The 24656-nt window shown below is 74.6% G+C and carries 16 protein-coding genes; 7 read left to right on the forward strand and 9 right to left on the reverse strand.

Going from position 1 to position 24656, the window contains the following annotated elements:
• The first annotated feature begins 258 nt into the window (after nt 1-258).
• The gene (locus ACIQD7_RS03510) at nt 259-1047 is read left to right on the forward strand and encodes a hypothetical protein (protein WP_402439011.1); all 789 of its coding nucleotides are present in this window, start codon (nt 259-261) and stop codon (nt 1045-1047) included.
• 33 nt (nt 1048-1080) lie between these two features.
• Here the strand turns inward: ACIQD7_RS03510 and ACIQD7_RS03515 are convergent, their stop codons facing one another.
• Nucleotides 1081-2748, reverse strand: a complete 1668-nt coding sequence (locus ACIQD7_RS03515) for a hypothetical protein (RefSeq protein WP_402439013.1) — start codon at nt 2746-2748, stop codon at nt 1081-1083.
• A 66-nt stretch (nt 2749-2814) separates the two neighbouring features.
• On the reverse strand, nt 2815-3753 hold the full coding sequence (locus tag ACIQD7_RS03520; RefSeq protein WP_402439015.1) for a GntR family transcriptional regulator: 939 nt from the start codon (nt 3751-3753) through the stop codon (nt 2815-2817).
• A gap of 193 nt (nt 3754-3946) precedes the next feature.
• On the opposite strand from ACIQD7_RS03520, the gene ACIQD7_RS03525 reads away from it, so the two are divergent.
• On the forward strand, nt 3947-4804 hold the full coding sequence (locus ACIQD7_RS03525) for a (2Fe-2S)-binding protein (RefSeq protein WP_402439017.1): 858 nt from the start codon (nt 3947-3949) through the stop codon (nt 4802-4804).
• Nucleotides 4805-5019: 215 nt separating this feature from the next.
• A complete protein-coding gene (locus tag ACIQD7_RS03530) occupies nt 5020-6132 on the forward strand; it encodes a DUF2637 domain-containing protein (RefSeq protein WP_121833655.1) in 1113 nt (370 codons plus the stop codon).
• Between the two features lie 34 nt (nt 6133-6166).
• Here ACIQD7_RS03530 and ACIQD7_RS03535 read toward each other — a convergent pair whose 3' ends face one another.
• The 4 genes from ACIQD7_RS03535 to ACIQD7_RS03550 form a co-directional block, all read right to left on the reverse strand.
• Nucleotides 6167-6571 (reverse strand): ATP-binding protein, encoded by a 405-nt coding sequence (locus ACIQD7_RS03535; RefSeq protein WP_402439019.1) that lies wholly within the window; start codon nt 6569-6571, stop codon nt 6167-6169.
• An 85-nt stretch (nt 6572-6656) separates the two neighbouring features.
• Entirely contained in the window at nt 6657-8399 is a 1743-nt protein-coding gene (locus ACIQD7_RS03540) for a pyruvate dehydrogenase (protein WP_161373488.1), read from the reverse strand.
• A gap of 27 nt (nt 8400-8426) precedes the next feature.
• The gene (locus ACIQD7_RS03545) at nt 8427-10157 is read right to left on the reverse strand and encodes a protein phosphatase 2C domain-containing protein (RefSeq protein WP_402439021.1); all 1731 of its coding nucleotides are present in this window, start codon (nt 10155-10157) and stop codon (nt 8427-8429) included.
• A 123-nt stretch (nt 10158-10280) separates the two neighbouring features.
• Entirely contained in the window at nt 10281-14042 is a 3762-nt protein-coding gene (locus ACIQD7_RS03550; RefSeq protein ID WP_402439023.1) for a S8 family peptidase, read from the reverse strand.
• Nucleotides 14043-14275: 233 nt separating this feature from the next.
• Between ACIQD7_RS03550 and ACIQD7_RS03555 the strand changes: the two genes are divergently transcribed.
• The gene (locus ACIQD7_RS03555) at nt 14276-15259 is read left to right on the forward strand and encodes a helix-turn-helix domain-containing protein (RefSeq protein ID WP_402439025.1); all 984 of its coding nucleotides are present in this window, start codon (nt 14276-14278) and stop codon (nt 15257-15259) included.
• 487 nt (nt 15260-15746) lie between these two features.
• Nucleotides 15747-16229: a DUF456 domain-containing protein gene (locus ACIQD7_RS03560; RefSeq protein WP_161373491.1), complete on the forward strand. Its 483-nt coding sequence runs from the start codon at nt 15747-15749 to the stop codon at nt 16227-16229.
• 167 nt (nt 16230-16396) lie between these two features.
• Here ACIQD7_RS03560 and ACIQD7_RS03565 read toward each other — a convergent pair whose 3' ends face one another.
• Nucleotides 16397-17089, reverse strand: a complete 693-nt coding sequence (locus tag ACIQD7_RS03565) for a hypothetical protein (protein WP_402439028.1) — start codon at nt 17087-17089, stop codon at nt 16397-16399.
• A gap of 229 nt (nt 17090-17318) precedes the next feature.
• Between ACIQD7_RS03565 and ACIQD7_RS03570 the strand changes: the two genes are divergently transcribed.
• Nucleotides 17319-18986 carry a phospholipase A2 gene (locus ACIQD7_RS03570; protein ID WP_402439029.1) on the forward strand — a complete coding sequence of 556 codons (1668 nt, stop codon included), beginning with the start codon at nt 17319-17321 and terminating at the stop codon, nt 18984-18986.
• A 208-nt stretch (nt 18987-19194) separates the two neighbouring features.
• Nucleotides 19195-21972 (forward strand): S8 family peptidase, encoded by a 2778-nt coding sequence (locus ACIQD7_RS03575; RefSeq protein WP_402439031.1) that lies wholly within the window; start codon nt 19195-19197, stop codon nt 21970-21972.
• Between the two features lie 48 nt (nt 21973-22020).
• On the opposite strand, the gene ACIQD7_RS03580 is transcribed toward ACIQD7_RS03575, so the two are convergent.
• Together ACIQD7_RS03580 and rsgA are read right to left on the reverse strand one after the other, a co-directional pair.
• Nucleotides 22021-23409 carry a DNA-3-methyladenine glycosylase 2 family protein gene (locus ACIQD7_RS03580; protein WP_402439033.1) on the reverse strand — a complete coding sequence of 463 codons (1389 nt, stop codon included), beginning with the start codon at nt 23407-23409 and terminating at the stop codon, nt 22021-22023.
• A 99-nt stretch (nt 23410-23508) separates the two neighbouring features.
• Nucleotides 23509-24618: a ribosome small subunit-dependent GTPase A gene (gene rsgA, locus ACIQD7_RS03585; protein WP_402439035.1), complete on the reverse strand. Its 1110-nt coding sequence runs from the start codon at nt 24616-24618 to the stop codon at nt 23509-23511.
• Nucleotides 24619-24656 lie beyond the last annotated feature (38 nt).

Genomic DNA, 24656 nt, shown 5'->3' on the forward strand with positions numbered 1-24656 from the left:
TCCGAAGGAGTGACGTACGGGCTGGTGGGGGCCCGTCGGCCGGGGCGGCCGACGGGTCGTGCCGGGGCCCGGTCCCGGGCCCGGCGGCGATCTGACGGCCCGTCGGGCGCTCTCCGAAGGGTGGTCACCACACCGATCGTCCCTTTGTGAAATCTTTCACCCGACCCCTTGGCCGGGTGTGGCCCTTCGTGCTGAGATGCGGGTCTTACTCAACAGCTCGATGGCGCGCTCGGGGAGGGCAATGTGGCGGATACCGCCATGTCTGGTTCCGAATCAAGGGATGGCGAAGATCCGTCCCTCGCCCACGGCAAGGAGACTCCCCTGGAGACCGCCCTATGGCGTCTCCGCTCCCGGGGCTGCTGGACGGACGCGGCCGCGCTGCTCGCGCCGCGCGCCGCCGAACCGGCCGCGGCGCTCGAACGGGCCGCGCTGCTCATCGAGCGCTGCCTCTACACCGAGAAGGGCTGGGCCGACGCCGAGGAGGCCCTGCGGACGGCCGAGGCGGTCGCCCGCACCGACGAGGAGCGCGGGGCCGCCGCCTGCGAACGCGGCTACCTCGCCTACGCGTCGACCCTGCTCGGGGTCCGCGACCGGGCCGACGAGGCCCGGATGGCCCTGGGCCGGGCGGCGGCCCTGATCGCCCCGTCCGCCGAGGGCCGGCCGCTGCTCGACTTCCGGCGCGGCCTGATCGCGCAGAACCTCGGCGACTCCCCGCAGGCGGCCCGCGCCGCGTACCGCAGGGCGCACGCGGGGGCGGCGGCCCAGGGGGACTCGCTGCTGCTCTCCTCCACGTGGCGCCATCTGGCCGGACTGGCCCTGCGGGAGGGCGAGTTGGCGGAGGCGAGACACGGCTTCGCCGAATCGCTGCGGATCCGGGAGGAGTTGGGCTACCTGGTGGGTACGGCTCCGGCGCTCACCGCCCTGGCCACCACGGAGACGGAGCCGGAGGCCGGGCGGCTGCGGGCGGAGGCGCGGCGCCTCTTCCGGCTGCTCGGCGGGGTGCCGACCTGGCTGTCGGCCCAGCTGACCCCGTACCCGGCGACGTGAAGCCCCCTCGGCGCAAGGCCCGCTGACCCGGCGTCACCTCTTCGCCGCGAGGCACAGCAGGCTCTCGTCGGTGCCGACGAGGAGGGACCCGGAGCCGGTGACGGCGACGGCGCGGACCGGGGGGCCCGGCCGGAAGGAGAGCGTCGGGCCGCCCTCCGGCCGGTGGAGCTCGACGAGCCCGTCGGCCCAGGCCGCGGCGACCAGGGAGCCGTGCGGGGTCTCCGCGGCGTGCAGGGAGACCACCGGGGAGGGGCGTTCGGCAAGGGGTTCGGGGCGCGGGTCGCGGCCCGGGGTCCAGAGCCGTACGGTCCCGTCGGCGCCGCCGGAGCAGACGAAGGGGGTCGCGGACTCCACCGCCGCGACCGCCGTGACCCGGCCGCTGTGGGAGGCCGCCTGGTGCAGCCCGGTGAGGCCGAAGGCGTGCACGGAACCGAGTCGGTCCCCCACCACCACCGAACCGGCGATGGCCGCGAGGGCCGTGCCGGGGTGGCGGGCGAGGGTCGCGGAGACCGCCTCGGTGAGGCGCTCCAGGTAGGGGGGCCGGGGCGCCGTGCCCCGTACGGTGTGCAGTCGGCCCCGATCGTCCAGGATCAGCACCGTGCCGTCCGGCGCGGGCGCGAGGGCGGCGATCCGGCCGGGGACGGCGTGCGCCAGGCGCCCCGCGGAGCTCGCGTCGGTCTCGTGCAGCAGGCGTACGGTGCCGGTGCGGTCGCCCACGAGCAGGGTGCCCTCCAGCGGGCCGCCCGCCGCGCCGAGGACGGTGACCGGGCCGGGCCAGGGCGGGGTCAGGTCGCCCCGGTGGCGGGCCCAGCGGAGCCGCCAGGGCGCGGCCGCCGCGAGGCCCGCGAGGGCGGGGCGCAGCCGGGGGTCGGCCCCATCGCCGAGCGCGGCCAGCAGCACCAGGGCCCGTTCCGCCGGGGGCTGCGCGCGACAGAGGGACTGCCCGGCCCGCATCCAGGCGGTGCGCAGGCCGCCGTGGTCGTCGGCGGTGGTCTCGCCGGGGCGCCCGGAGGGTTCGGGCCCGTCGAGGGTGCCGGGCACGCCGGCCGGGGCGGAGCCGGTGACGTACGCCGTGGTGACGAGCAGCGGGTCGGCGGCGCAGACGGCCGCCGGGTCGGAGAGGTCCGGCAGCGGCCGGGCGTGCTCCGGGGGCGCGTCGAGGGGGGCGGGGTCGCCGTCGAGGTCCACGAGGGCCACCCGGCGGTCGGCGCGCAGGGCGGCGAGGGCGGGGGTCTCGTCGCGGGCCTCGACCACGAGCCGGACCCGGCCCACGCCGGCGAGTTCCGTGATCAGCCGGGCGAGCGCGTCCGGCTCGGCGGCGGCGTGCAGGTCGGTGAGGAGGAGGACGGCCCGGCCGGTGGGCCGCGCCTCGCTGGTGGCGAGGGCGTCGACGAGGTCGCCGGGGGTGCCGGCCACCACGCCGAGGCGGTCGGCGACGGTCCAGGCCGCGCCGAGGGCGCTCTGTCCGGCCAGCGGGACGAGCACCCGGGCGGGACGGCGGCGGGTGCGGCCGGAGCGCGGGCCGTGCGCGGCGAGCCAGCCGAGCAGCGCCGTCTTGCCGCTGCCGGGGGCGCCGGTGACGAGGCAGAGCCGGGGCGCGTCGGGATCGGTGAGCCAGCCGAGCAGGGCCGCCGCCCCGGGTTCCGTACCGGTGGCGGGCCGGCGTCCGTCCCAGGCCGGGGACGGGGTCGCGGACGGCATGGGAGCACCTCACGGACGGCACAGGTACGAGCGGCTGACGCCCCCGACCTTAGTCGCCCCGGAGGCTCAGCACTCCGATCCGGTGAAGTGCTCCCGTACGAGGGACCGGACGACCGTCAGGTCCTGGGCGATCAGGGCGTCGAGCAGGGCGGTGTGCTCGGCGGCGTCGGCGACGAGGACGCCGTGGCGGAGGGCGGGGGCGCTGATCAGGGGCCACTGGGAGCGGCGGTGGAGGTCGTCGGCGACGGCGAGGAGCTGCTGGTTCCCGGCGAGGGAGAGGACGGCCCGGTGGAAGGCGCGGTCGGCCTCGGCGTAGTGGGCGCGGTCGCCCCGGGCCGCAGCCGTCGCGGTGGCCTCGGCCAGCGGGCGCAGCTCGGCCCAGCGGGCGGCCGGGACGGTGCGGGCGAGCCGCAGCATGACGGGGACCTCGATGAGCGCGCGGATCTCGGCCAGCTCGGCCAGCTCGCGGGGGGTGCGCTCGGTGACGCGGAAGCCGCGGTTCGGCACGACCTCGACGGCGCCCTCGACCGCCAGGCGCTGCATGGCCTCGCGGACGGGGGTGGCGGAGACGCCGAAGCGCTCGGCGAGGGCGGGCGCGGAGTACACCTCGCCGGGGACCAGCTCGCCGCCGACGAGGGCGGTGCGGAGCGCTTCGAGGACCTGCCCGCGCACGGAGTGCCGGCGCACGGCCCGGGGCACCGTGAGCCCGACCGGCTCGCCGTGGGTGTGCTCGCCGCGCGCGTACGGAACGCCGGGGGGCGGGGTCGCGTCCTGGGCCCGTCCCTGGGCCCGGCCCCGGGTCGGGTGCAGGGTCGGGGCCGTGCCCTGCTCGCGCCCCGGATGCCGGCCGGGCTCCGCGCTTCGGGCCGGCTCCGTGCCCCGGGCCTGGCCCGGTACGCGTGCGGGGCGGGCGTCCGGGGTGTCGGACGGGTCCCCGTGCGCGGCGTCGGCGGGGGGCGGGGACGGGGGTTCCGTCGTCCGCTCGCGCGCTGCGCCCTGCTCCACCCGGGTCCTCCTGCGGCCTCGTGCCGGGCCCGGCTCGCGTCGCGCGGGTCCTCTGTGCACCATAGGCGAACGGACCCGTCCCAGGGGTGTGAGAGACGCCTCGCAGGTCGGAGCCGTGTGCTGGTGGTGAGACACCCGATCGAATCGGGTAAGGTAAGCCTTACCTGCCAACGATCGCGATTCGGTGGTCCGCATGACCGTCCCCGCCCTGTTGCCCGCCCCGCCCGCCTCGTCCGTCGCGGCGTCCTACGCCCGCCTCGCCGAGGTCTTCTCGTACCTGCGCATAGAGGAACACGCCCCCGGCGAGCTCCTGCCGCGAGGCGAGGGCTGGGTCGACGCGGAGGCGCTCGCGGCCGGCGGCACCGAGCTCGACGCCTTCCTGGCCTGGGACGACGAGCAGGTGCTGCGCGACTACGGCACCCGGGCCCGCCCCGACGTCGTCGCCAGCTTCGGCCTGCACCGCTACGCCTGGCCCGCCTGCCTCCTGGTCACCGTCCCCTGGTTCCTGGAGCGCCGGGTCCCCCGCCTGCCCGTCCGGAACGTGGCCTTCCAGCGCACGCTCGGCCGCATGGCGGTCCGGATCGAGGAGTTCGCCTGCCTGCCGGGCGACCCCGCCGCGGCCCTGCCCGGCGCCCGGGTCGTCGCCGACGAGGAGGCGCTGCGGGCCGAGGTGCGCTCCTCGCTCGCCGAGCACTTCGAGGCGGTCCTCGACGGCTTCGGCTCCCGGATGCGGCGCGGCCGCCGGGCCCTGTGGGGCATGGCGACGGACGAGATCGTCGAGGGCCTCTGGTACGTCGGCACCCTGCTCGGCGAGGAGCGCCGGGCGATGGCGGAGCTGGAGCTCCTCATGCCGGGCACGGCCAAGCCGTACGCGGGCTCCGCGGGCTTCCGGGAGCTGCCCGGCGCCGAGGGTCCGGGCGGCGCCCCGCTCACCACCCGGGACCGGGCCACCTGCTGCTTCTTCTACACGCTGCGGCCCGAGGACACCTGCGTCACCTGCCCGCGCACCTGCGACGCCGACCGGGTCCGCCGGCTGACCGCGGCCGCCTGAAACCCCCGACGGGCCGCACGACGATTACGCCACCCGGAAGGGTGGCGACAATCGAACGCAACTCCTCTTCCTTGCAAGGGCGTTCGACCAGATCGCCCCTATTCGTATGGACCCTCACCCCGATGGCGTGGTCTTGCCCCGAAACGCCGTGAGGGCCGTACGAGGTCGGTCAGTATGGGCGACCGAACGCCCTACCGCGATGCAAGGGACACCGCATGAGACTGACCGACATATCGCTGGACTGGCTGCTTCCCGGCGGCGTGATGGTCGCCGGGGTCCTGACGGCGGTGGCGGTGCTCGCGCGCGGGAAGCGCGCCGGTGACCAGGCCCCGGCCGAGGACTCCTGGGAACGCAGCGAGGAGCGCCGCCGGCGCAAGGAGGCGATCTACGGATTCGCCTCGTACGGCCTGCTGTTCTGCTGCGCGGCCGTGGCCGCAGCGCTCTCCTTCCACGGGCTGGTGGGCTTCGGCCGCCAGAACCTCAGCCTCTCCGGCGGCTGGGAGTACCTCGTGCCCTTCGGCCTCGACGGCGCGGCCATGTTCTGCTCGGTCCTCGCCGTCCGCGAGGCCAGCCACGGCGACGCGGCCCTCGGGTCGCGCCTGCTCGTCTGGCTGTTCGCGGGTGCGGCGGCCTGGTTCAACTGGGTGCACGCGCCCAGGGGCCTCGGCCACGACGGGGCACCGCAGTTCTTCGCGGGCATGTCCCTCTCGGCGGCGGTCCTCTTCGACCGGGCGCTGAAGCAGACGCGCCGGGCCGCGCTCCGCGAGCAGGGCCTCGTGCCCCGCCCGCTGCCGCAGATCCGGATCGTCCGCTGGCTGAGGGCGCCCCGGGAGACCTTCGCGGCCTGGTCCCTGATGCTCCTGGAGAACGTGCGGACCCTGGACGAGGCGGTCGACGAGGTGCGGGAGGACCGCAAGGAGAAGGAGCAGAACCGGATCCGCAGGCGGGACCAGGTGAAGCTGGACCGGGCCCGGCTCAAGGCGATCAACCGTCAGCACCGCTCCTTCGGGCTCGGTCGTGGCGGTGGCCGCCAGGTCGAGATGGCGGCGCTGAACGCCACGGCCGTCCCGGGCGCGGCGCCCGCCCAGGTCGCCGGGTCGGGCTCCACGACGGGGGCCGTCCAGGCGCCCGTCGTGGAGCCCGCCATAGCGGATCCCGGACAACTGCCGCTTCGGCCCCGGCCATCCCTGCAAGCCGTGAGGGGCGATGAGCCCCGGACGGGAGACTCCCGGGCGGTGGACCTCACCGCCGAGGACGACACCCAGGCGCTGCCCCGTCTCGACTCCCTGGAGCGCAAGCTCAAGGACCTGGAGCAGCAGTTCGGCTGAGCGAGGAAGTACGGAGAACGGCGGGGTCGCCCCCTCAGGCGGCCCCGCCGTTCAGTTCGAACCACACCACCTTGCCCACCCCCTGGTCCTCGACTCCCCAGGAGTCGGCCAGGGCCTGGACGAGGACGAGCCCCCGGCCGTTCGTGCGGTCGTCGGCGGGCAGCGCGTGCGGCGCGTCCAGGCCGGGGACGAAGTCGCGGACCTCGACCCTCAGCTGCTCGGGGACGACCGTCGCGGTCACGACGGCCCCGTGGTCGGTGTGCACCAGGGCGTTGGTCACCAGCTCGCTGGTGAGGAGTTCGGCCACGTCGGAGGCGCCAGGACCGCCCCACTTCCGCAGCAGTTCGCGTAAGGCGTGCCGTACTTCCGGTACGGCCGTGAGATCCGCGCAGCCCACCTTTCTGAGCAGTTGAGTCGGCTGTCGTGACTCCCCGGTCATGTCCCCCACCCGTGGTCGCGTCGAACAGGCTCACGGGGATGAATGCCCCACAGGACCGTCGGCACACATGGGTCGTGGCGGAGGGTCAGGGCCTGGGCACGTTCCGCAGGTTCGAGCGGGCCATCTGGAGCATCCTGCCCACGCCCCCGTCCAGGACCATCTTGCTGGCGGAGAGCGCGAAGCCGGTCACCATGTCCGCCTTGATCTTCGGCGGGATGGAGAGCGCGTTGGGGTCGGTGACGACGTCCACCAGGGCCGGACCCTTGTGTTTGAAGGCCGCCTTGAGGGCGCCCGCGAGCTGCTTGGGCTTCTCGACCCGGACGCCGTAGGCCCCGGCGGCGCGGGCGACGGCCGCGAAGTCCGGGTTCTTGTTCGTCGTCCCGTACGAGGGCAGGCCCGCGACCATCATCTCCAGCTCGACCATGCCGAGCGAGGAGTTGTCGAAGAGCACGACCTTCACGGGCAGGTCGTACTGGACCAGGGTGAGGAAGTCGCCCATGAGCATGGAGAACCCGCCGTCGCCGGAGAGCGAGACGACCTGGCGGTTCCGGTCGGTGAACTGGGCGCCGATCGCCTGCGGGAGCGCGTTCGCCATCGAGCCGTGGCTGAACGAACCGATGATCCTGCGCCGCCCGTTGGGCGTGAGGTAGCGGGCCGCCCAGACGTTGCACATGCCCGTGTCGACGGTGAAGACGGCGTCCTCGTCGGCGAGTTCGTCGAGGACGGAGGCGACGTACTCGGGGTGGATAGGGGTGTGCTTCTCGACCTTGCGGGTGTAGGCCTTGACGACCCCTTCGAGGGCGTCGGCGTGCTTCTTGAGCATCTTGTCGAGGAAGCGGCGGTCCTTCTTGGCCCGGACCCGGGGGGTCACGCAGCGCAGGGTCTCCCGGACGTCCCCCCAGACGGCGAGGTCGAGCCGGGAGCGGCGCCCCAGGTGCTCGGCCCTCACGTCCACCTGGACGATCTTCACGTCGTCGGGCAGGAAGGCGTTGTACGGAAAGTCGGTGCCGAGCAGGATCAGCAGGTCGCACTCGTGGGTGGCCTCGTAGGCGGCGCCGTACCCGAGGAGCCCGCTCATGCCGACGTCGTACGGGTTGTCGTACTGGATCCACTCCTTGCCGCGCAGGGCGTGGCCGACGGGCGACTTGATCCGCTCGGCGAACCGCATCACCTCGGCGTGCGCCCCGGCGGTGCCGCTGCCGCAGAAGAGCGTCACCCGGTCGGCGTCGTCGATCATCCGGACCAGGGCGTCGATCTCGGCGTCGCCGGGGCGGACGGTGGGCCGGGTGGTGACGAGGGCGGACTCCACCGCCTTCTCCGGGGCCGGCTCGGCGGCGATGTCGCCGGGTAGCGAGACGACGCTGACGCCGCCGCGGCCGACGGCGTGCTGGATCGCCGTGTGGAGCAGCCGGGGCATCTGCTTCGGGCTGGAGATCAGCTCGCTGTAGTGGCTGCACTCGCGGAACAGCTGGTCGGGATGGGTCTCCTGGAAGTAGGAGAGGCCGATCTCGCTGGACGGGATCTGGGAGGCGAGGGCGAGGACCGGGGCCATGGAGCGGTGGGCGTCGTACAGCCCGTTGATGAGGTGCAGGTTGCCCGGTCCGCAGGAGCCCGCGCAGGCGGCGAGGCCACCGGTGATCTGGGCCTCGGCGCCCGCGGCGAAGGCGGCGGTCTCCTCGTGCCGGACGTGGATCCAGTCGATCCCCTTGGTGCGGCGGATCGCGTCCACGACCGGGTTCAGACTGTCGCCGACCACTCCGTAGAGGCGTTGCACGCCCGCGCGCACGAGGATGTCGACGAACTGTTCGGCGACGTTCTGTTTGGCCATGGCTCCATCAACACACGGCCCGGCGGATCACGCCTCCCAGACGGCCACCCCCGTACGGTCATCGGCGTAACCGGTCACCCTCAGCTGGGTGTCGGCGAGGAAGGCGGCGAGGCCGGGCGGCTCCGCGTCGGCCCAGCGGTCGGCCAGCTCGCGGGCGAGGCCGGGCTCGTCGCGCATCGGGTCCGCGAGCCCCGGCGAGGCGAGCAGCAGGGTGTCACCGGGACGGGCGACGGAGGCGCGGAAGCGGAACGGCTCGGCGGGCGGCGGCACGGGCTCCTCGACGAGCGGTCCGGGCGCGGTCGTGATGCCGAGGTCCATGGTGAGCCGGTCGCCCTCCTCGGTCGCCTCCGGGGCGGACGGGGCGGCCGGCGGGGAGCCGAAGCCCACGACGGGGGCGCCGGTGACGGCGGCCCGCTCGGGCAGCAGCGGCTCGATGTCCTGCCAGGCACCGTCGCGGAGCCGGAAGAGACCGCCGCCGCCGATGCCGAAGAAGACCCGGGTGCGGCAGTCGGGGTCGGCGGGGAGCAGGAGGCAGCGGAGGGACGCGGTGTACGCGTCGGGGGCGAGGCCGCGCTCGGCGGCGCGGGCGCGCAGCTTGCCGTACGTGCGGTCGGTGAGCCGGTGCAGTCCGGACTTGAGGTCGCCCCGGCGGCCGGACCTGATGTCCTCGGAGAGCCGGGTGTGGCTGCGGCAGACGGCCTCCGCGATCCACCGGCAGGCGTCGGCGGCGGCGAGGTGGGCGTCCTCGGCGGCGCGGGATCCGGCGGCGACGGCGACGAGGACGAGCGCGGCCTCGTCGTGGCCGAAGCGGGCGGTGAGGAGGGCGTCGCGGCGGGGCTCGCCCCGGAAGCGGGCCGAGTCGCCGCGCACGGAGGCGGCGCGCAGCGTGCAGGTGCCGTAGCGGGCGCCGTCGAGGACGGTGTCCGTGACCACGTCGGCGAGTTCGCCGGGGCGGGCGAGGGGCAGGGCGGTGGGCTCGGGCTCGTAGGTGGGCGGCCTGCTGCCGACGAATCCGGTACGGGGCCGGGGGACGGGCAGGGCGACCTGGACGGTCGGGGCGTGGTCGGGGCGGGTGCCGGTGTCGCCGTCGGCCGGTTCCTTCTCGGGCTCGGGCTCCCGCTCCGGGAGGTCCGGGGGCACCGGCACCTGGACGGTGGGCTCCTCGACGGGCACCTCGGCCGGCGGGGGCGGCGGCCCGGGGAAGGTCCGCGGCCCGGGGGCCCCGGCCGTCTCCCAGGGGGCGGACGTGCCCGGGGCGGCGGACGGCGGCGGGGGCGGTACGGGAGGTACCGGTGGGGCGGTCGGGGCGCTGGGGGCGGCGGCCGTGAGCGGTGCGGACGGCTCGGGGGCCGTCGCTGGCGCGGACGACGGAGGAGGCGGCGGCAGTGGAGGCGGGGCGGAGGGCCGGGGCGGTTCCGGGACCGCGCCGGGGGTCCCGCTCGTGTCCGCCTTCGGGGCCGGGGCCGTCTTCGGGGCCGGAATCGGGGCCGGGGCCGGTGGCGTGGACCGGGGGTCCGGGGTCCCGGTCCGGGCCGGAGGCGTCACCGCGTCCGTAACCGCGTCCGTCGTCGCGTCCTTCGTCGGAGGCGCCGGAGGTACCGGAGGCGTCGGAGGGCGCGGGTCGCCCGGTGGGCCCGTCGTGGCGCGGGCCGCCGTGTCGAAGTGGTCGTCGAGCGTGTCACCCGAGGCCGTCGGGGCCGTGTCCGGCGCCGACTCGTCGTAGAGCTTGTCCCACCAGCTGTCCCCCTGCTGCGTCATGCCCTTATTGTCCACCGCGCGGGGGGTCCGAAAACGGGACATCGGGAAAAGCGTTGCGGCGAATGGGTGGTCCGCCGGGCGACCCCACCCCCCACGGGAAGGACGCCCGGCGGACCGGCGTGGTCAGCGCACGTCGTAAGCGCGGACCACGGTCTGGGTGACGGAGTTGCCCCTGGCGTCCGTCAGTTCGGTCTTCAGGGTGACCTGCTCGCCGGTCGCGCCCGCGTGGTTCACGGTCGCGGTCCAGCGGCCGCCCTGCTGGGAGACCCGCGCTTCGGTCCAGGTCGTGCCGCCGTCGTAGGAGTACGAGAGCCTGGCCGAGGTGAGCGCCGCGGGGGTGTAGCCCGCGTGTCCCGTCGCGGTGAGGCCGATGTGCTGGCCGTCGGTCGCGGCGAGGGTCTTGAGGCCGTCCTCCGGAAGGTCGTACCGGGGGAAGAGAATCGGGATGCCCTGAGAATAGACGCTCTCGTCAAGCTTGGAGGTGAATTCCCACACCGAGTTGACGGTCGTGGAGCGGTCCCACACCTTGCTGCCGATCTTCATGGTGTTCTGTTCGAGCGTGTACGTCCCGGCTTCGGCCGGTACCTCGAAGACGCCGTACGGCCGGCCGGTCTCGCCGAGGAGTTCGCCGTCGCGGCGGAGGCGGAGGCTGCCGATGTCGCCGAAGGAGCCGGGCTCGGCGTGGTGGGTGTTGTCGCCCCACATGGCGGAGGCGAAGCCGATGAGGTTGCCCTGGCGCTCGGAGACGAGGACCGGCTTCCCGGTGGTGTCGCGCGGGGCGGTGGGGGCGAGGACGCCGTCGTACCAGCGCTCGGTGCGCTTCTCCCCCGCCCCGTAGGCGTGGCGGGCGCCGACCATGAGCTCGCCGAACGGGAAGTTGCTGCCGATCAGCTGCTCCCAGGCGGTGTCGCCGGCGGAGTAGTACTCGGTGCGGGTACCGGGCACGGGGACCGTCTCCAGGGAGCCGAAGAAGACGCGGGTGCCGTTGGGGCGGTACGCGGCGGGGCTGTCGAAGAAGTCGGTGGTGACGCCGGTGGAGCCGTACGTGGAGTCCGTGCGGCCCAGGGAGCGGTCGCGGACCCGGTACTCCTTGGCGGAGCGGATCGCGCCGGTCTCGGGGAACGCCAGGTTGTAGACGTACGGGCTCTTCGCGGTGGCCTTCCAGGCGAGGGTGACCGGTCCGGCGGCCAGCTTCCCCAGGAGCGCGGTGGCCTCGGTGGAGGGGACGGAGAGGACGGGGAGGCCGATGCCCATGAAGCCTCCGGCCGGGTACCAGCGGCCGGGGGCCGTGTGGTGGGCGACGACGGCGACGGCTCCGGCGGCCTTGGCGTCGCGGGCGACGGTGCTCGCCTGGCTGGTGTCGTCGGGGAGGCGGACGAGGGCGACGCGGCCCTTGACGTCGGCGGCCTTCAGTTCGTCGGGGGTGCCGGTTCCGGCGTCGACGAGGCGGGCGGAGCCGGTGCCGTCGAGGTTGTCGGAGGCGAGGGAGCCGGTGAGCGGGTGCAGGGTCAGGCCGTCGGTGGTGCGCAGGGAGGTGATCTGCGGGGCGGCGGCCCGCCAGTAGCTGCCGAACTCGAAGTCGCCGTCGTCGGCGCGGCCTTCGACCGAGGCGTAGTAGGCGCGGAGGGTGCGCGGTCCGGCGGCGGTGCCGGCGTGGGTCCAGGTGTCGTCCCAGGAGCGGGCGAACGCGAGGGTGGCGCCGCGGAGTTCGGTGTCCTTGTCGGTGTCGATCGACAGCTCGTGCGCCTTGCGGGCGTCGAGGACGACGGTGGTGTCCTTCCTCAGCTCCAGCTGCGGGCGGCCGAGGTAGCTGAGCGAGTCGTTCAGCGCGGCGCCCTCGCCCGGGTCGGGCGTGGTGACGTAGGAGGAGAGGAAGTAGCTTCCGGGGCGCAGGCGGAAGACCTGGTCGGTGGCGCCCTCGTTGAAGCGGCGCTCGCCGGTGGCGTCGTCGGTGCCGATGACGTCGAGGGAGGAGGCGCCGGAGGCGGGTGCGCCCAGGCGGTCGATCAGCTTGACGCGGAGGGTGACGGTCTCCGGCTCGACGTAGAGGGAGAACGGGGTGGAGACGTGGACGCCGCCCTTGCCGGTGGCGATCACGCGGCCGGTGACGTCGCCGTACTGGGCGCGGTCCAGGCGGGCGGCGGGGTCGAGCTCCAGCGGGACCTTCACGGTGGCGCCGGCGGGGACGGTGACGGTCCGCTTGCCGAGGCGGGCGACCGAACTCCGTACGCGGGAGCCGTCGTTGCCGGTGACCTTCTCGACGGAGAGGTTCAGGGTGACGGGGGCGCCGGAGGTGTTGGTGTACGGGACGGAGACCGTGGTGCGGTCGGTCCTGTCCTGCGGCCAGTGGAAGGTGCCGCCCTGGACGGCGGGCGCACCGAGGACCTTCTGGTCGATCGCGGCCTTGACGTCGAGACGGCCGCCGCCGACCTCGCGGACGTCGCCGGGGACGTCGCTCTCGGCGGAGGCGACGAGCGCGGCCTTGATCTGCCGGGCGGTCCAGTCGGGGTGGCGCTGCTTGACGATCGCGGCGGCGCCCGCGACGTGCGGGGTGGCCATCGACGTACCGGACATGGACTGGTAGGCGTAGACGCCCCGGCCGCCCGCGGCGGCGGCGGAGATGGCGACGCCGGGCGCGGCGATCTCGGGCTTGAGGGTGTGGTTCACGAGCGTCGGGCCGCGGCTGGAGAAGTACGCGGTGGAGTCGTCGCGGTCGGTGGCGCCGACGGTGAGGACGCCGGGCGCGCAGCCGGGCGAGGAGACCGTGTTGAGGGAGGGGCCGGTGTTTCCGGCGGCGACGACGAAGAGGGTGCCCTCGTTCCGGGCGAGTTCCTCGGCGGCGGTGCTCATGGGGTCGGTGCAGTCGGTGGGGACGGGGCTGCCGAGGCTCATGGAGACGACGTCGGCGCCCTGGGCGACGGCCCACTCCATGCCGGCGATGATCCAGGAGATCGCGCCGGAGCCGGAGTCGTCGAGGACCTTGCCGTTGAGGAGTTCCGCGCCGGGCGCGACGCCCTTCTTCTTGCCGCCGCTCGCGGCGCCGGAGCCGCCGACGGTGGAGAGGGTGTGGGTGCCGTGGCCCTGGCGGTCGGCGGCGGTGTCGGAGTCGGTGAAGTTCTCCGAGGCGACGACGCGGCCCTTGAGGTCGGGGTGGTCGGCGTCGGCACCGGTGTCGAGGACGGCGACCCGGGTGCCCTTGCCGTCGTAGCCGGCGGCCCAGGCCTCGGGGGCGTGGACCTGCTTCGTGGAGCGCTCCAGGGCGGCCTCGACCTTGCGGTCGAGCCAGAGCTTCCGGATGCCGGAGGCGGTACGGGCCTTCGGGGCGTTCACCTCGGCCCAGAAGGTGGCGGCGGTCTTCTTCTCGGCCCGGAGGGCGACGCCGTCGACGGCCTCGAGGACCTGGCCGCGCCGGGCGCCGCGCGGGGCGAGGGGGGCGGAGCGGGCGACGTCGGAGCCGTAGACCGCGATGAGGGGGAGGGCGGTGGTGGCGGCGTCGTCGTAGCCCTGGCGGATCAGGCCGGTGACGTTGAAGAGCTCCTCGTCGACGCGTCCGGCGGCGAGCGCGGCGGTGGCGGTCTCCGGGTAGACGTACAGGTCCTGGCCGGTGCGGCGGGTCTGGACGAAGGGGACGGTCCCGTCCTCGCGGGGCAGGGCCGCGGCCGCCGGGACGCCGGCGGCGTCACGGGTGACCAGGACGCGGTCGCCGGTGACCAGGGTCACCGTGGCGGTCCGTGCTCCGGTGCGGGCCGAGGCCTCGCTGCCGACCAGGGGTCGCTTGCCGGCCGTGCCGTCCCGTGGCTCGTTCGCCATGGACGGCGCGACCGCGGTGGCGGCCAGGACGGCGGCTGTCGCCGCTCCCAGGACCGTACGCGAAATCGGACGCATCGCTCTCCCCATCTGATTCCGGGCATGGCGGTGCAAGTCGCCCTTTCCCGGAGGCTGTTGGTGCTGCGGTGGCGCCACATTGGCAGAGGTGAGGGCGGTGCAGGGATGATGAGCCGGGCGGGAATACGCCGTGGCCGTTTCCCGCCAGGTCACCAACGGAACGAAAGCCTCCGGTGAACGTCCCGGGAAGACGCGGGACGCCCGGCGGAGGTGGGCGAGGGGTGGGGCATTCCATGCTGGGAGCGATAGGACTCGACGAGCGTCAGGAATCGGCGTACCGCGCCCTGGTCTCGCTGGGCGCGGCCGAGGTCACGGACCTCGCGCACCGGCTCGCCCTGCCGGAGCGGGAGACCGAGCGGGCGCTGCGGCGCCTGGAGTCGCAGGGGCTCGCCGCCCAGTCCTCGGCCCGCACCGGGCGGTGGGTCGCGGCCCCGCCGGGGGTGGCGCTCGGCGCGCTGCTCACCCAGCAGCGCCACGAGCTGGAGCAGGCCGAGCTGGCGGCGGCGCTGCTCGCCGAGGAGTACCGGGCGGAGGCGGCGGAGGCGGCCGTGCACGACCTGGTGGAGGTGGTGACCGGGGCGAGCGCGGTGACCCACCGCTTCCTCCAGCTCCAGCTGGGGGCGACGGAGGAGGTCTGCGCCCTGGTGACGGGCAAGCCGATCGCGGTCTCCGGTCTGGAGAACGACGCGGAGGAGCAGGCGGCCGGGCGGGGGGTGCGCTACCGGGTGGTGATCGAGCGCGAGGTGCTCTCCCTGCCGACGGGGCTGATGGAGCTGTCGGCGGCGCTCGGCCGCGAGGAGCGCATCCGGGTCGCGGACCGGGTCCCCACGAAGCTGGTCGTCGCCGACCGGTCCCTGGCGATGGTGCCGCTGACCGGGCGGGGCGCGGAGCCGGCGGCGATCGTGGTGCACGCGAGCGGGCTCCTCGAATCGCTGATGGGGCTCTTCGAGTCGGTGTGGCGGGACGCGCTGCCGCTGCGGCTCGGGGCGGGCGCGCAGATCACCGAGGACGAGGCGCCGGGCCCGGACGCGGTGGACCTGGAGATCCTCTCCCTGCTGCTGGCCGGCATGACGGACGCGAGCGTGGCGAAGCAGCTGGACCTGGGGCTGCGGACTGTGCAGCGGCGGGTGAAGGGGCTGATGGAGCTGTCGGGGGTCTCGACCCGCCTCCAGCTGGGCTGGCACGCGTACGAGAAGGGGTGGGTGGCGCGGGGGTGAGGGCGGGGACGGGGGGCGGGGGCTCGGGGCACGCTTGGTGCCGCTGGGGCGGCGCGTAGGCCGTATGGCCCGTATTGCGCCGGGGCGGCGCGTACGCCTCGGGGCCCGCACTGCGCCGGATCGGCCCGTACGCCTCGGGGCCCGCACCCCGCCGGATCGGCCCGTACGCCTCGGGGCCCGCACTGCGCCGGGTCGATCCGTACGCCTCGGGGTCCGTACGCCTCGGGGTCCGTACGCCTCGGGGTCCGTACGCCTCGGGGTCCGTACGCCTCAGGGTCCGCACGCCTCAGGGTCCGCACGCCTCGGGGTCCGCACCCCGCCGGGGCGGCCCGTACGCCCTGGAGCCCACTCTCCGCCGGATCGGCCCGCACGCCTAGGGGCCCGCACCCCGGAGATCCCGCACCCCTCAGGGCCCCGTAAGGGACCCCGTCCCCCGTCCGCCCCTCGCGACCTGCGGGAATCCTCGGCGTCGTGCACGCTGGGCAGCGTGGGTGTGTGGCAGCTCCTGATGGTCGCGACGGTGATGCTGCTCGGTCTGTTCGGGGTCCTGGCGCCCGGCGTGCCGGGAACGTGGCTGGTGTGGGCGGCGATGCTCTGGTGGTCGCTGCACGAGCGGACGGACCTCGCCTGGATCCTGCTGGCCTCCTCGACCGGCCTGCTGCTCCTCACCCAGGTGATCGTCTGGCAGCTGCCCGCGCGCCGCTTCCGGGGGGTCGGCATCACCCGCCGGATGGTGGCGTACGCCGGGGTGGGCGCCCTCCTGGGCTTCGTCCTGGTCCCGGTGGTCGGCGCGATCCCCGGCTTCGTCGGCGGGATCTACCTGGCGGAGCGGCTCCGCCTGGGCGGCCACGGGCAGGCCAGGGCGGCGACCCGGACGGTGATGCGGGCGGCCGGCACGAGCGTGCTGGTCGAGCTGTTCGCCTGTCTGCTGGTCGTGGGGGCGTGGGCGGGAGCGGTCATCTGGGGCTGAGGCGGCGAAGGGTTTTCCGGCACGCCTCTTCGCCCACCGGAAAAGCACCGAAAAGCGCCGGAGCGGCGTACGGAGTTCGCGCCGCACCCCGGCGAAAGGGAATGTCCGGGCGGAAAAGAGACCGCCGTTCTCCCCGACATCACCGGGCCGCCATATCGACCCAATGACTAATTTCCGGCATTCATGGATGAGAACGGACCGGTTTCCGGCGCCACACAGGTCTCGACGACGGTGTGCTCACCGGCCGCCGACCCCCTGACGCAAAGTCGCCCTCCCTTCTCCCTCAGATCGAGGGAGAAACGCGTGGTCGCGCCCGTCCGCTCCAGGTCGTGGATGCGCTCGTCCACGTAGCCGAGGCCGTTCAGGACCTTCCTGACCCCGCCGGGAGCGGGGTCCTTCAGCTTCAGGAGCGCCTGGGTGACGCGCTCCTCGTGCAGACCGCTCGCGCACCAGTCCCGCGCGCTCAGCTCCGTCTCCGGTCCGCCCGTGGGGAAGCCCGGTTCGACCGGGCCGTCCGGCGGTGTCTCCCCGGGGCGGACCGAGGGTTCCTCCGCGCCGCCGCCGGGGCCGCCCGGCCGGTCGACGGGCGCGTGGCCGGACGGGCACGGCCGGGCGACCTCGGCCAGCATCGCGGCGAAGGCCGACCCGCCGGCCGGTCCGACGGCATCGACGGCGGCGCTGGTGGTGGCACTGGCGGTGGCGCCGGCGCGGGCGGATCCGCCCTCCTCACCGCCACCCTCCGCCCCACCCGCACCACAGGCGGTGAGCGCCAGGACCGCGAGGACCGCTGCCGCGAGGGCGGGTCGCGGGCGGCCCGGAGGACGTACACACGTGTCGTTCGAGGCGTGGATTCGCGTCACCCGCACAGTCTCGGGCCACGCCGCACACGGCGCATGAGTACCCCTACTCATTACCGTTTCAGCCACCTGGCCGAAAGTGACTGCAAATAACTTCCGCGAATAAAGCGAATTTCTTTTACCTTCCGAAAACTCTTGTGAAGGCGACCGCTCGCCTCCTAGTGTCCGCAGCGATCAGTAAACGATCCGTAAGCGATCAACAGGCGAACGACTTATCGCATGGGGGGAATTCATGCGCAGAACCGCTCTGCCCGTCATTGCCGCGCTCTCCATGGCGCTCCTGCTTCCGCAGAGTGCCGTGGGAACGACACCCGCCGGGCCGCAGGCCGCCGGAGCGGGTACGGCCGGAACGGGGATCGTCGACCCGCCGGCGGCCACCGGCGAGTTCGAGGAGGTGGGCCCCGGCATGTACTCGACCGGCAGCCAGACCTTCGAGATCGCCGAGAACGACGTCTCCGCCGGTTCCGTGGGCCGCAGGCACACCGTCGCCGCCCGGGCGGGCGACGTCGCCAAGCCCGAGTCCGCCCCCGTGAACCGCCCCGACATGGGCGTCTTCGGCCCCGGCTGGGAGGCCGAGTTCCTGGGCGGCGAGCTCAACCAGAAGCTGGAGCAGCAGGGCGACGCCATCGTCGTCACCGACCTCGGCGTGGGCGAGTCGACGCGCTACCTGCTCAAGAGCAGCCTCGACGCCCCCGACGGCGGCTGGGTGAAGAAGTACGAGACCGCCGCGGGCGACCGGATCACCGACACCGCCCGGTGGGACGCCGCCACCGGCACCCTGGTCTCCACCGTCGTCGAGACCCTCAACGTGGACCTCACGGTGGCGGACGAGGGGCAGCCCGCCGGCGCCTCCGAGGCGGGCGACGAGCCCGTGTCGGCCGCCGACCTCAAGCCCACCCGCACCTGGAAACAGGTCGCCCCCGGCACCAACGCCTGGCGGGTCACCGGCTCGGGCAACGCGGCCTACGGCGTCTCCACCGTCACCTACGACTCCAAGGGCCGGGTCTCCACCATCACGGAGCCGGCCGTCGGAGAGGCCCTGAAGGAGACCGTCGCGATCAGCTACGCGACCTCCACCACCGCCTCCGGGACGAAGGCCGGCGACTACACGGGCCGCGCCAAGGAGGTGAAGGTCACCACCGGCACCACCACGCAGACCCTCGCCCGCTACGCGTACGACTCCTCCGGCCTGCTGCGCTCGGTGACCAACCCGGTCGAGAGCAGCGCGGCGGTCTCCTCCTACGTGTACGACGCCACCGGCCGCGTCTCCGACATCGTCTCGCCGGACAACGGCGACTGGGACCTCGCCTACCCGACGACGTCGGCCTCCCCGGACGTGCTGCCGGCCGGCCCCGCCCGTCCGTCCGCGGACGCCCCGATCGAGGGCGCGAGCGGGATCACCGACGCGAACGCCACCGCTCCCCCGGCCACGGACATCGGCCCCGGTGAGATCTCCGACCCGGAGGCCTACCCGCGCAAGTGCAGCTGGGCCCGCCACTGGCTGTACTACTGGAAGACCGGCTGCGCCGCCTGGGCCGCGCACTACGGCTGGCACAAGCCGTACTTCAAGTGGACCAAGACCGGCTACCGCGTCGTGGGCATCAACAACGACGGCTGCAGCACCCCCGGCCCGAACGTCAGCAGGCCGGGCGGCTGGAACTTCCGTCCCGCGTGCGACATGCACGACTACGGCTACGGCCTGATCGGCAACACCTACAAGGGCTACGCGTACTACCTCGACCGCCGGAAGAAGGTCGCGGTGGACGACGTCTTCTACACCACACTGCGCGACAAGGTCTGCGCGGGCTACTTCTGGAAGAAGCCCTGCCGCGCCACCGCCTGGACCTACCGCCAGGGCGTCCGCAAGGGCAACCCGAAGAACGGCGCCAACAAGACCTGATCTCCGGCCCGTTCTCCCGACGGAGCACTCCCCGGGACACCGGGGCCGGGCGGCGGGACCCCCGCCGCCCGGCCCCTCTCCCACCGCACACCGCGCCCGGCGCTCCGTCACCCCTCCCGCACCCGTGTGCTGCCACCGTCTCCCCGGGCCGAGCCGCGCCCCCGTTCTCCACGGGCCGAGCGACGTCCTCTTTCTCTCCGAGGCAACTGTGAAGAAGAAGTTCTGGGCCACGGTCGTCACCGCGCTGACGGCCGTGTCGCTCGGCGCGGTACCGGCCCAGGCCGCCGCGCCGCTGAGTGCCCCCGCGGCGGCCGAAGCGGCCGACGGGGCGATCGACCCTCCCCTGTACGACTCCACCGACGGCGGCGGCACCGTCCGCGTCAACGTCGTCACCGAGGACCGGGCGGACCTCCCCGACGCGGCGAGCGCGGGCGAGACGAAGCAGTCCTTCGCGATCCTGCCGGTGGTCACCCTCAAGGTCGACCGGGCCGGCCTGGACCGGCTGGCCGCCAAGCCGGGCGTGGTCAGCGTCACCGAGGACGTCCCGGTGCCGCCGACCCTGGACAACAGCGTCCCCCTCATCGGCGGTGACAAGGCCTTCGCCGCGGGCAAGACCGGCGCGGGCAGCGCGGTGGCCGTCCTGGACACCGGTGTCGCCGTCCGCCACCCGTTCCTGAAGGGCCGCGTCAAGGCCGAGGCCTGCTTCTCCCCGAGCGACGCGGACCTCGGCGCCTCCAGCCTCTGCCCCAACGGGGCCGGGGTGCAGGAGGGCGCGGGCACCGCCGACTCCGAGACCGGGCCGTGCGCGACCATCTCCGGATGCGACCACGGGACCCACGTGGCCGGCATCGCCGTCGGCAACGGCGCCGGCCTCAGCGGCGCCCCGGCGCGCGGCGTGGCCCCCGGCGCCGACCTCATCGCCATCCAGGTCTTCAGCAAGTTCGACTCCGAGGACTACTGCGGCGGTTCCACCCCGTGCGTCCTCAGCTTCACCAGCGCCCAGCTCGCGGGCCTCGACAAGGTGCTGCAGCTCCGTCAGGCCGGTACGCCCGTCATCGCGGCCAACCTGAGCCTCGGCGGTGGCCGTTACACCACCGACTGCACCGCCGACCCCCGCAAGGTGGCCGTCGACAAGCTGCTCGCCGCCGGTGTCGCCACCGTGGTGTCGGCCGGCAACAACGGCTACGCCGACGCGGTCAGCGCCCCCGGCTGCGTCTCCTCCGCCGTCACCGTCGGCTCCACCACCCCCGACGACGAGCTGTCCGGATTCACCAACAGGGGCCCGCTGCTCGACCTGTTCGCCCCCGGCACCAGCATCGTCTCCTCCGTGCCCGGCGGCGCGTACGCCCCCAAGAACGGCACCTCCATGGCCGCGCCGCACGTGACCGGGGCCTTCGCGGTGCTGCGGCAGACGTACCCCACCAAGAGCGTCACGGAGCTCCAGGCGCTCCTGAAGAGCACCGGCCGGCCCATCGGCTACACGGGCGCCACCACCCCGCGCATCGACCTCGGCCAGGCGATCGCCCCGAAGAAGACCGGCATCGTCGACTTCAACGGCGACGGCGCCGAGGACGTCGCGATCGCGGACCCGGCGGCCACCGTCGGCGGCACCACGACCGCCGGCGCGGTCTGGATCACGTACGGCGGCGGCAAGGGCACCGCGGGCATCCACCAGGACCTCGACTGGGTGCCGGGCGGCTCGGAGCAGGGCGACTGGTTCGGCGAGAAGCTCGCCACCGTCGACTACGACAAGGACGGCTACACCGACCTGGTGGTGGGCACCCCCGGGGAGGACGTGGGCTCCGCGACCGACGCGGGCTTCGTCGACGTGCTCTACGGCGCGGCCGGCGGCCTCGGCACCGGCAGCAAGAAGGCCACGCACTTCGAGCAGGGCCAGGGCACGGGCGCGATCGCCGCTTCGGGCCCCGAGTCGGGCGACCGCATGGGCCACTCCCTCGCGGCCGGCACCACCCGGTCGGGCGAGCCGTACCTGCTGATCGGCGTCCCCGGCGAGTCCCTCGGCACCCTCACCGCGGCAGGCGGGGCCTTCTACGTCCACGGCACCACCAGCGTCGCCATCCACCAGGACAAGGCGGGCGTCCCCGGCACGGCGGAGAAGGACGACAAGTTCGGCTTCAGCGTGGCCGGCGACTCCAACTTCCTCGCCATCGGCTCCCCCGGCGAGGCCATCGGCAGCCTGGCGAAGTCCGGCGGGGTGGCGGTCTTCAACCCCAACAAGCTGGACTCCGAGGGGAAGCCCACCCCGCTGGCGGGCCTCGACCAGGACAACCCCGCGATCTCCGGCGGCGCCGAGGCCGGTGACGAGTTCGGCTTCGCGGTGGCCATCGCCCCGTTCCGCGCGTCGGGCGCCGCCACCGCCTCCGAGTCGATCCTCGCGATCGGTTCGCCCGGCGAGGGCGTGGTCGTGGACGGCCAGGACCGGGCCAACGCGGGCCGGGTCGTGCAGATCCGCATCAAGGCCGACGGCACGTGGAGCTACCTGCGCGAGCTGAAGCAGGGCACCGCGGACGACACGGTCTCCGGCACCTCCGAGGCCGGCGACCGCATGGGCGAGACCCTGGCCGCCGTCAACACCGCCCCGGACGCGGTGAGCACCTCCGCCTCCATGCGGCTCGCGGTCGGCACGCCCGGCGAGACCCTCGGCACGGCGGCCCAGGCGGGCGCGGTGCACACCTTCTCCCTGGCCGGCGCGGCCGGGACCAACGACCGCTGGATCGAGGCGGGCGACGGCGACGGCATCCCCGGCACCCCGGGCGCCAAGCAGTACCTCGGCAAGAGCCTCGCCTTCACCGGCACGCGCCTGTACGTCGGCATGGCCTACGGTCCGAACGCCGGCGGCGCGCTGTACGCCCTGCCGATGTCCAACGTCACCGCCGGAGGGGCGGTCGCCCCGGTGACCGCGTACCGGCCCGGGACGGGCGGGCTGCCCTCGGGCGGCGTCCGCTTCGGGTACGCCGCGCGGTAACCGACCCACGGAAGGACATGCGGGAGCCCCGTGAGGACCGGACGGTCCTCACGGGGCTCCCGCGTCTTCGGAGCGCGGGAACGGCCCCCCGGGGGCCCCGGCCGGGAAGAGATAGCGGAGGGCGTACGAGCGCCAGGGCCGCCACTCCTCCGCCGCGGGCCCGTCCGGCAGGGCCGCGTCGGGGTCCCCGAGGGCCCGCATCCGGATCAGGGCGGCGGCCCCGGGGGTCACTCCGGGGACGGCGAGCAGCGCGCGCTCGGCCTCGTCGCGGTCGGCCCCGGGATCGAGGCGTACGGCTCCGTCGGCGAGGGCGCGGGCCAGCGGGCCCGCGACGGGGTGGCCGGTCAGGTCCCGGGGCGCGGGGAAGAGGCGGGTGAGGCCGCCGCAGGCGGTGGCCGACGGGGTGCCGTGCTCCTCGACGACCCGGGCGGACTCCTCGGCGCCGAGGAGGGTCCGCAGCGCGAACTCCTCGGGTTCGGCCGTGCCCGGGGAGCGCACGCCGGGCCGTGCGGCGACCTCGGCGGCGAGGCCGGGGGCGGCGCCGAGGCGTTCGGCGACGGCGTACGGGTCGGCGTCCAGATCGAAGAGGCGGCGGAGCCGGTGCACGGCGGTGGTCAGGTCGCGCAGCTCGGTGAGGTGGATCCGGGCGTCGAGCCAGCGCCCGGCGGACCGCTCGTCGACGGAGACGATCCCGGTGCCGTACGGGAGGCGGAGGGTGCGCCGGTAGGTGCGGGCGCCGGGGGCGCCGACGACCTCCTCGACGCGGGGCAGGGCCTCGGCGGCGAGCAGGTCGAAGACCTCGCCGGCCGCGTAGGGGCCCCGGTGGGCGAGCCGCAGCGGCACCCCGGCGGCGAGGGCGGTACGGGCTCCCGCGCCGGTGCCGGACTCGGCGCGCAGGGCGGTGGGGGTGCGGGCGTAGACGGCGCGGATCGTGTCGTTGAACTGGCGGACGCTGGCGAAGCCGGCCGCGAAGGCGATCTCGGTGACGGGGAGCCCGGTGGTCTGGAGCAGCAGCCGGGCGGTGTGGGCCCGCTGGGCGCGGGCGAGGGCGACGGGTCCGGCGCCGAGTTCGGCGGTGAGCTGGCGCTGGACCTGGCGGGGGCTGTAGCCGAGGCGTCCGGCGAGGCCGGGGACGCCCTCGCGGTCGACGACGCCGTCCCCGATCATGCGGACGGCGCGCCCGACGACGTCGGCCCGGACGTTCCACTCGGCGGAGCCGGGCACGGCGTCCGGGCGGCAGCGGCGGCAGGCCCGGAAGCCGTGGCCCTGGGCGGCGGCGGCCGTGGGGAAGAAGGCGACGTTCCGCCGCTTGGGGGTGACGGCGGGGCAGCTGGGCCGGCAGTAGATGCCGGTGGTCCGGACGGCGAAGAAGAACTCTCCGTCGAACCGCGCGTCCCTGCTGCTGACCGCCTCGTAGCGGGTGTCGTCGTCCCTCACGGATACCAGTGTGCGGCGGCGCACGGCCCGGGGCTCGCGGTTTTCGGACACCACGCTCCCCGGGGCCGTACGGCCGTGCGTACGTCCCCGCCCGTACGGCTACCGCAGCCGGCCGCTGCGCTTGAACTCGCCGGCGGCCCGGCCCGCGTCCCCCTTGCGCTTCCAGTCCTTGCGGATCTCGTTGCGCAGGCGGGCGTCGGTCTTGGCCACCAGCCGCTGGTTCTCGCGCATGAGCTTGCGGAAGCTCTCCAGGCGGCGGACGGGCAGGGTGCCGTCCTCGATGGCGGCCGCCACCGCGCAGCCCGGCTCCGCCTCGTGGGCGCAGTCGTGGAAGCGGCACTCCGCCGCCAGCTCCTCGATCTCCGAGAAGACCTGGCCGACGCCGGTCTCGGCGTCCCAGAGCCCGACGCCGCGCAGGCCGGGGGTGTCGATGAGGACGCCCCCGCCCGGCAGGACGAAGAGGTTGCGGGTGGTGGTGGTGTGGCGGCCCTTGCCGTCGACGTCGCGGGCGGCCTGCACGGACATGACGTCCTCGCCGACGAGCGCGTTGGCGAGGGTGGACTTGCCGGCGCCGGAGACCCCGAGCAGCACGGTCGTGCCGCCCGCGACGACGCCGGAGAGCACGTCGACCCCCTCGCCCGTGGTCGAACTGAGGGGCAGCACCCGCACGCCGGGGGCGACGGTCTCGACGTCCTCGACGAGGTAGGAGAGGCCGACGGGGTCGGGGACGAGGTCCGCCTTGGTGAGGACGACGACCGGCTGGGCGCCGGACTCCCACGCCAGGGCGAGGAAGCGTTCGATCCGGCCGAGGTCGAGCTCGACGGCGAGCGAGACGGCGATCACGGCGTGGTCGACGTTGGCGGCGAGAATCTGCCCCTCGGACCGCTTGGAGGAGGTGGAGCGCGCGAACGCGGTACGGCGCGGCAGGCACGCCCGCACGTACCGGGGATCACCGGCGCCCTCGGGATCGACGGCGGCCCAGTCACCGGTGCAGACGACCCGCAGCGGGTCGTGCGGGGTCACGAACGCGGTGTCGGCGCGGACGGTCCCGTCGGCGGTGACGACGTCGCACTGACCGCGGTCGACCCGGACGACCCGCCCGGGAACGAGCCCCCGGACGGCGTACGGCTCGAAGGCGTCGGCCCAGCCGGAGTCCCAGCCGTGGGCGTCGAGGAGGGAGGAGGAACTGAGGGAAAGCGGGAAAGACAAGGGGGACCCTTCACAGGGGTGGCCCCGGCGGCGCGTGT

The sequence above is a fragment of the Streptomyces sp. NPDC093071 genome, assembly GCF_044754545.1.
In the GTDB taxonomy this organism is placed as follows: Bacteria; Actinomycetota; Actinomycetes; order Streptomycetales; family Streptomycetaceae; genus Streptomyces.

Excerpts from the sequence above, each read along its gene's own strand:
- ACIQD7_RS03510 (WP_402439011.1), top strand. The coding sequence starts at position 259 with ATGTCTGGTTCCGAATCAAGGGATGGCGAAGATCCGTCCCTCGCCCAC.
- ACIQD7_RS03515 (WP_402439013.1), bottom strand. The coding sequence starts at position 2,748 with ATGCCGTCCGCGACCCCGTCCCCGGCCTGGGACGGACGCCGGCCCGCC.
- ACIQD7_RS03525 (WP_402439017.1), top strand. The coding sequence starts at position 3,947 with ATGACCGTCCCCGCCCTGTTGCCCGCCCCGCCCGCCTCGTCCGTCGCG.
- ACIQD7_RS03530 (WP_121833655.1), top strand. The coding sequence starts at position 5,020 with ATGAGACTGACCGACATATCGCTGGACTGGCTGCTTCCCGGCGGCGTG.
- ACIQD7_RS03535 (WP_402439019.1), bottom strand. The coding sequence starts at position 6,571 with ATGACCGGGGAGTCACGACAGCCGACTCAACTGCTCAGAAAGGTGGGC.
- ACIQD7_RS03540 (WP_161373488.1), bottom strand. The coding sequence starts at position 8,399 with ATGGCCAAACAGAACGTCGCCGAACAGTTCGTCGACATCCTCGTGCGC.
- ACIQD7_RS03545 (WP_402439021.1), bottom strand. The coding sequence starts at position 10,157 with ATGACGCAGCAGGGGGACAGCTGGTGGGACAAGCTCTACGACGAGTCG.
- ACIQD7_RS03550 (WP_402439023.1), bottom strand. The coding sequence starts at position 14,042 with ATGCGTCCGATTTCGCGTACGGTCCTGGGAGCGGCGACAGCCGCCGTC.
- ACIQD7_RS03555 (WP_402439025.1), top strand. The coding sequence starts at position 14,276 with ATGCTGGGAGCGATAGGACTCGACGAGCGTCAGGAATCGGCGTACCGC.
- ACIQD7_RS03570 (WP_402439029.1), top strand. The coding sequence starts at position 17,319 with ATGCGCAGAACCGCTCTGCCCGTCATTGCCGCGCTCTCCATGGCGCTC.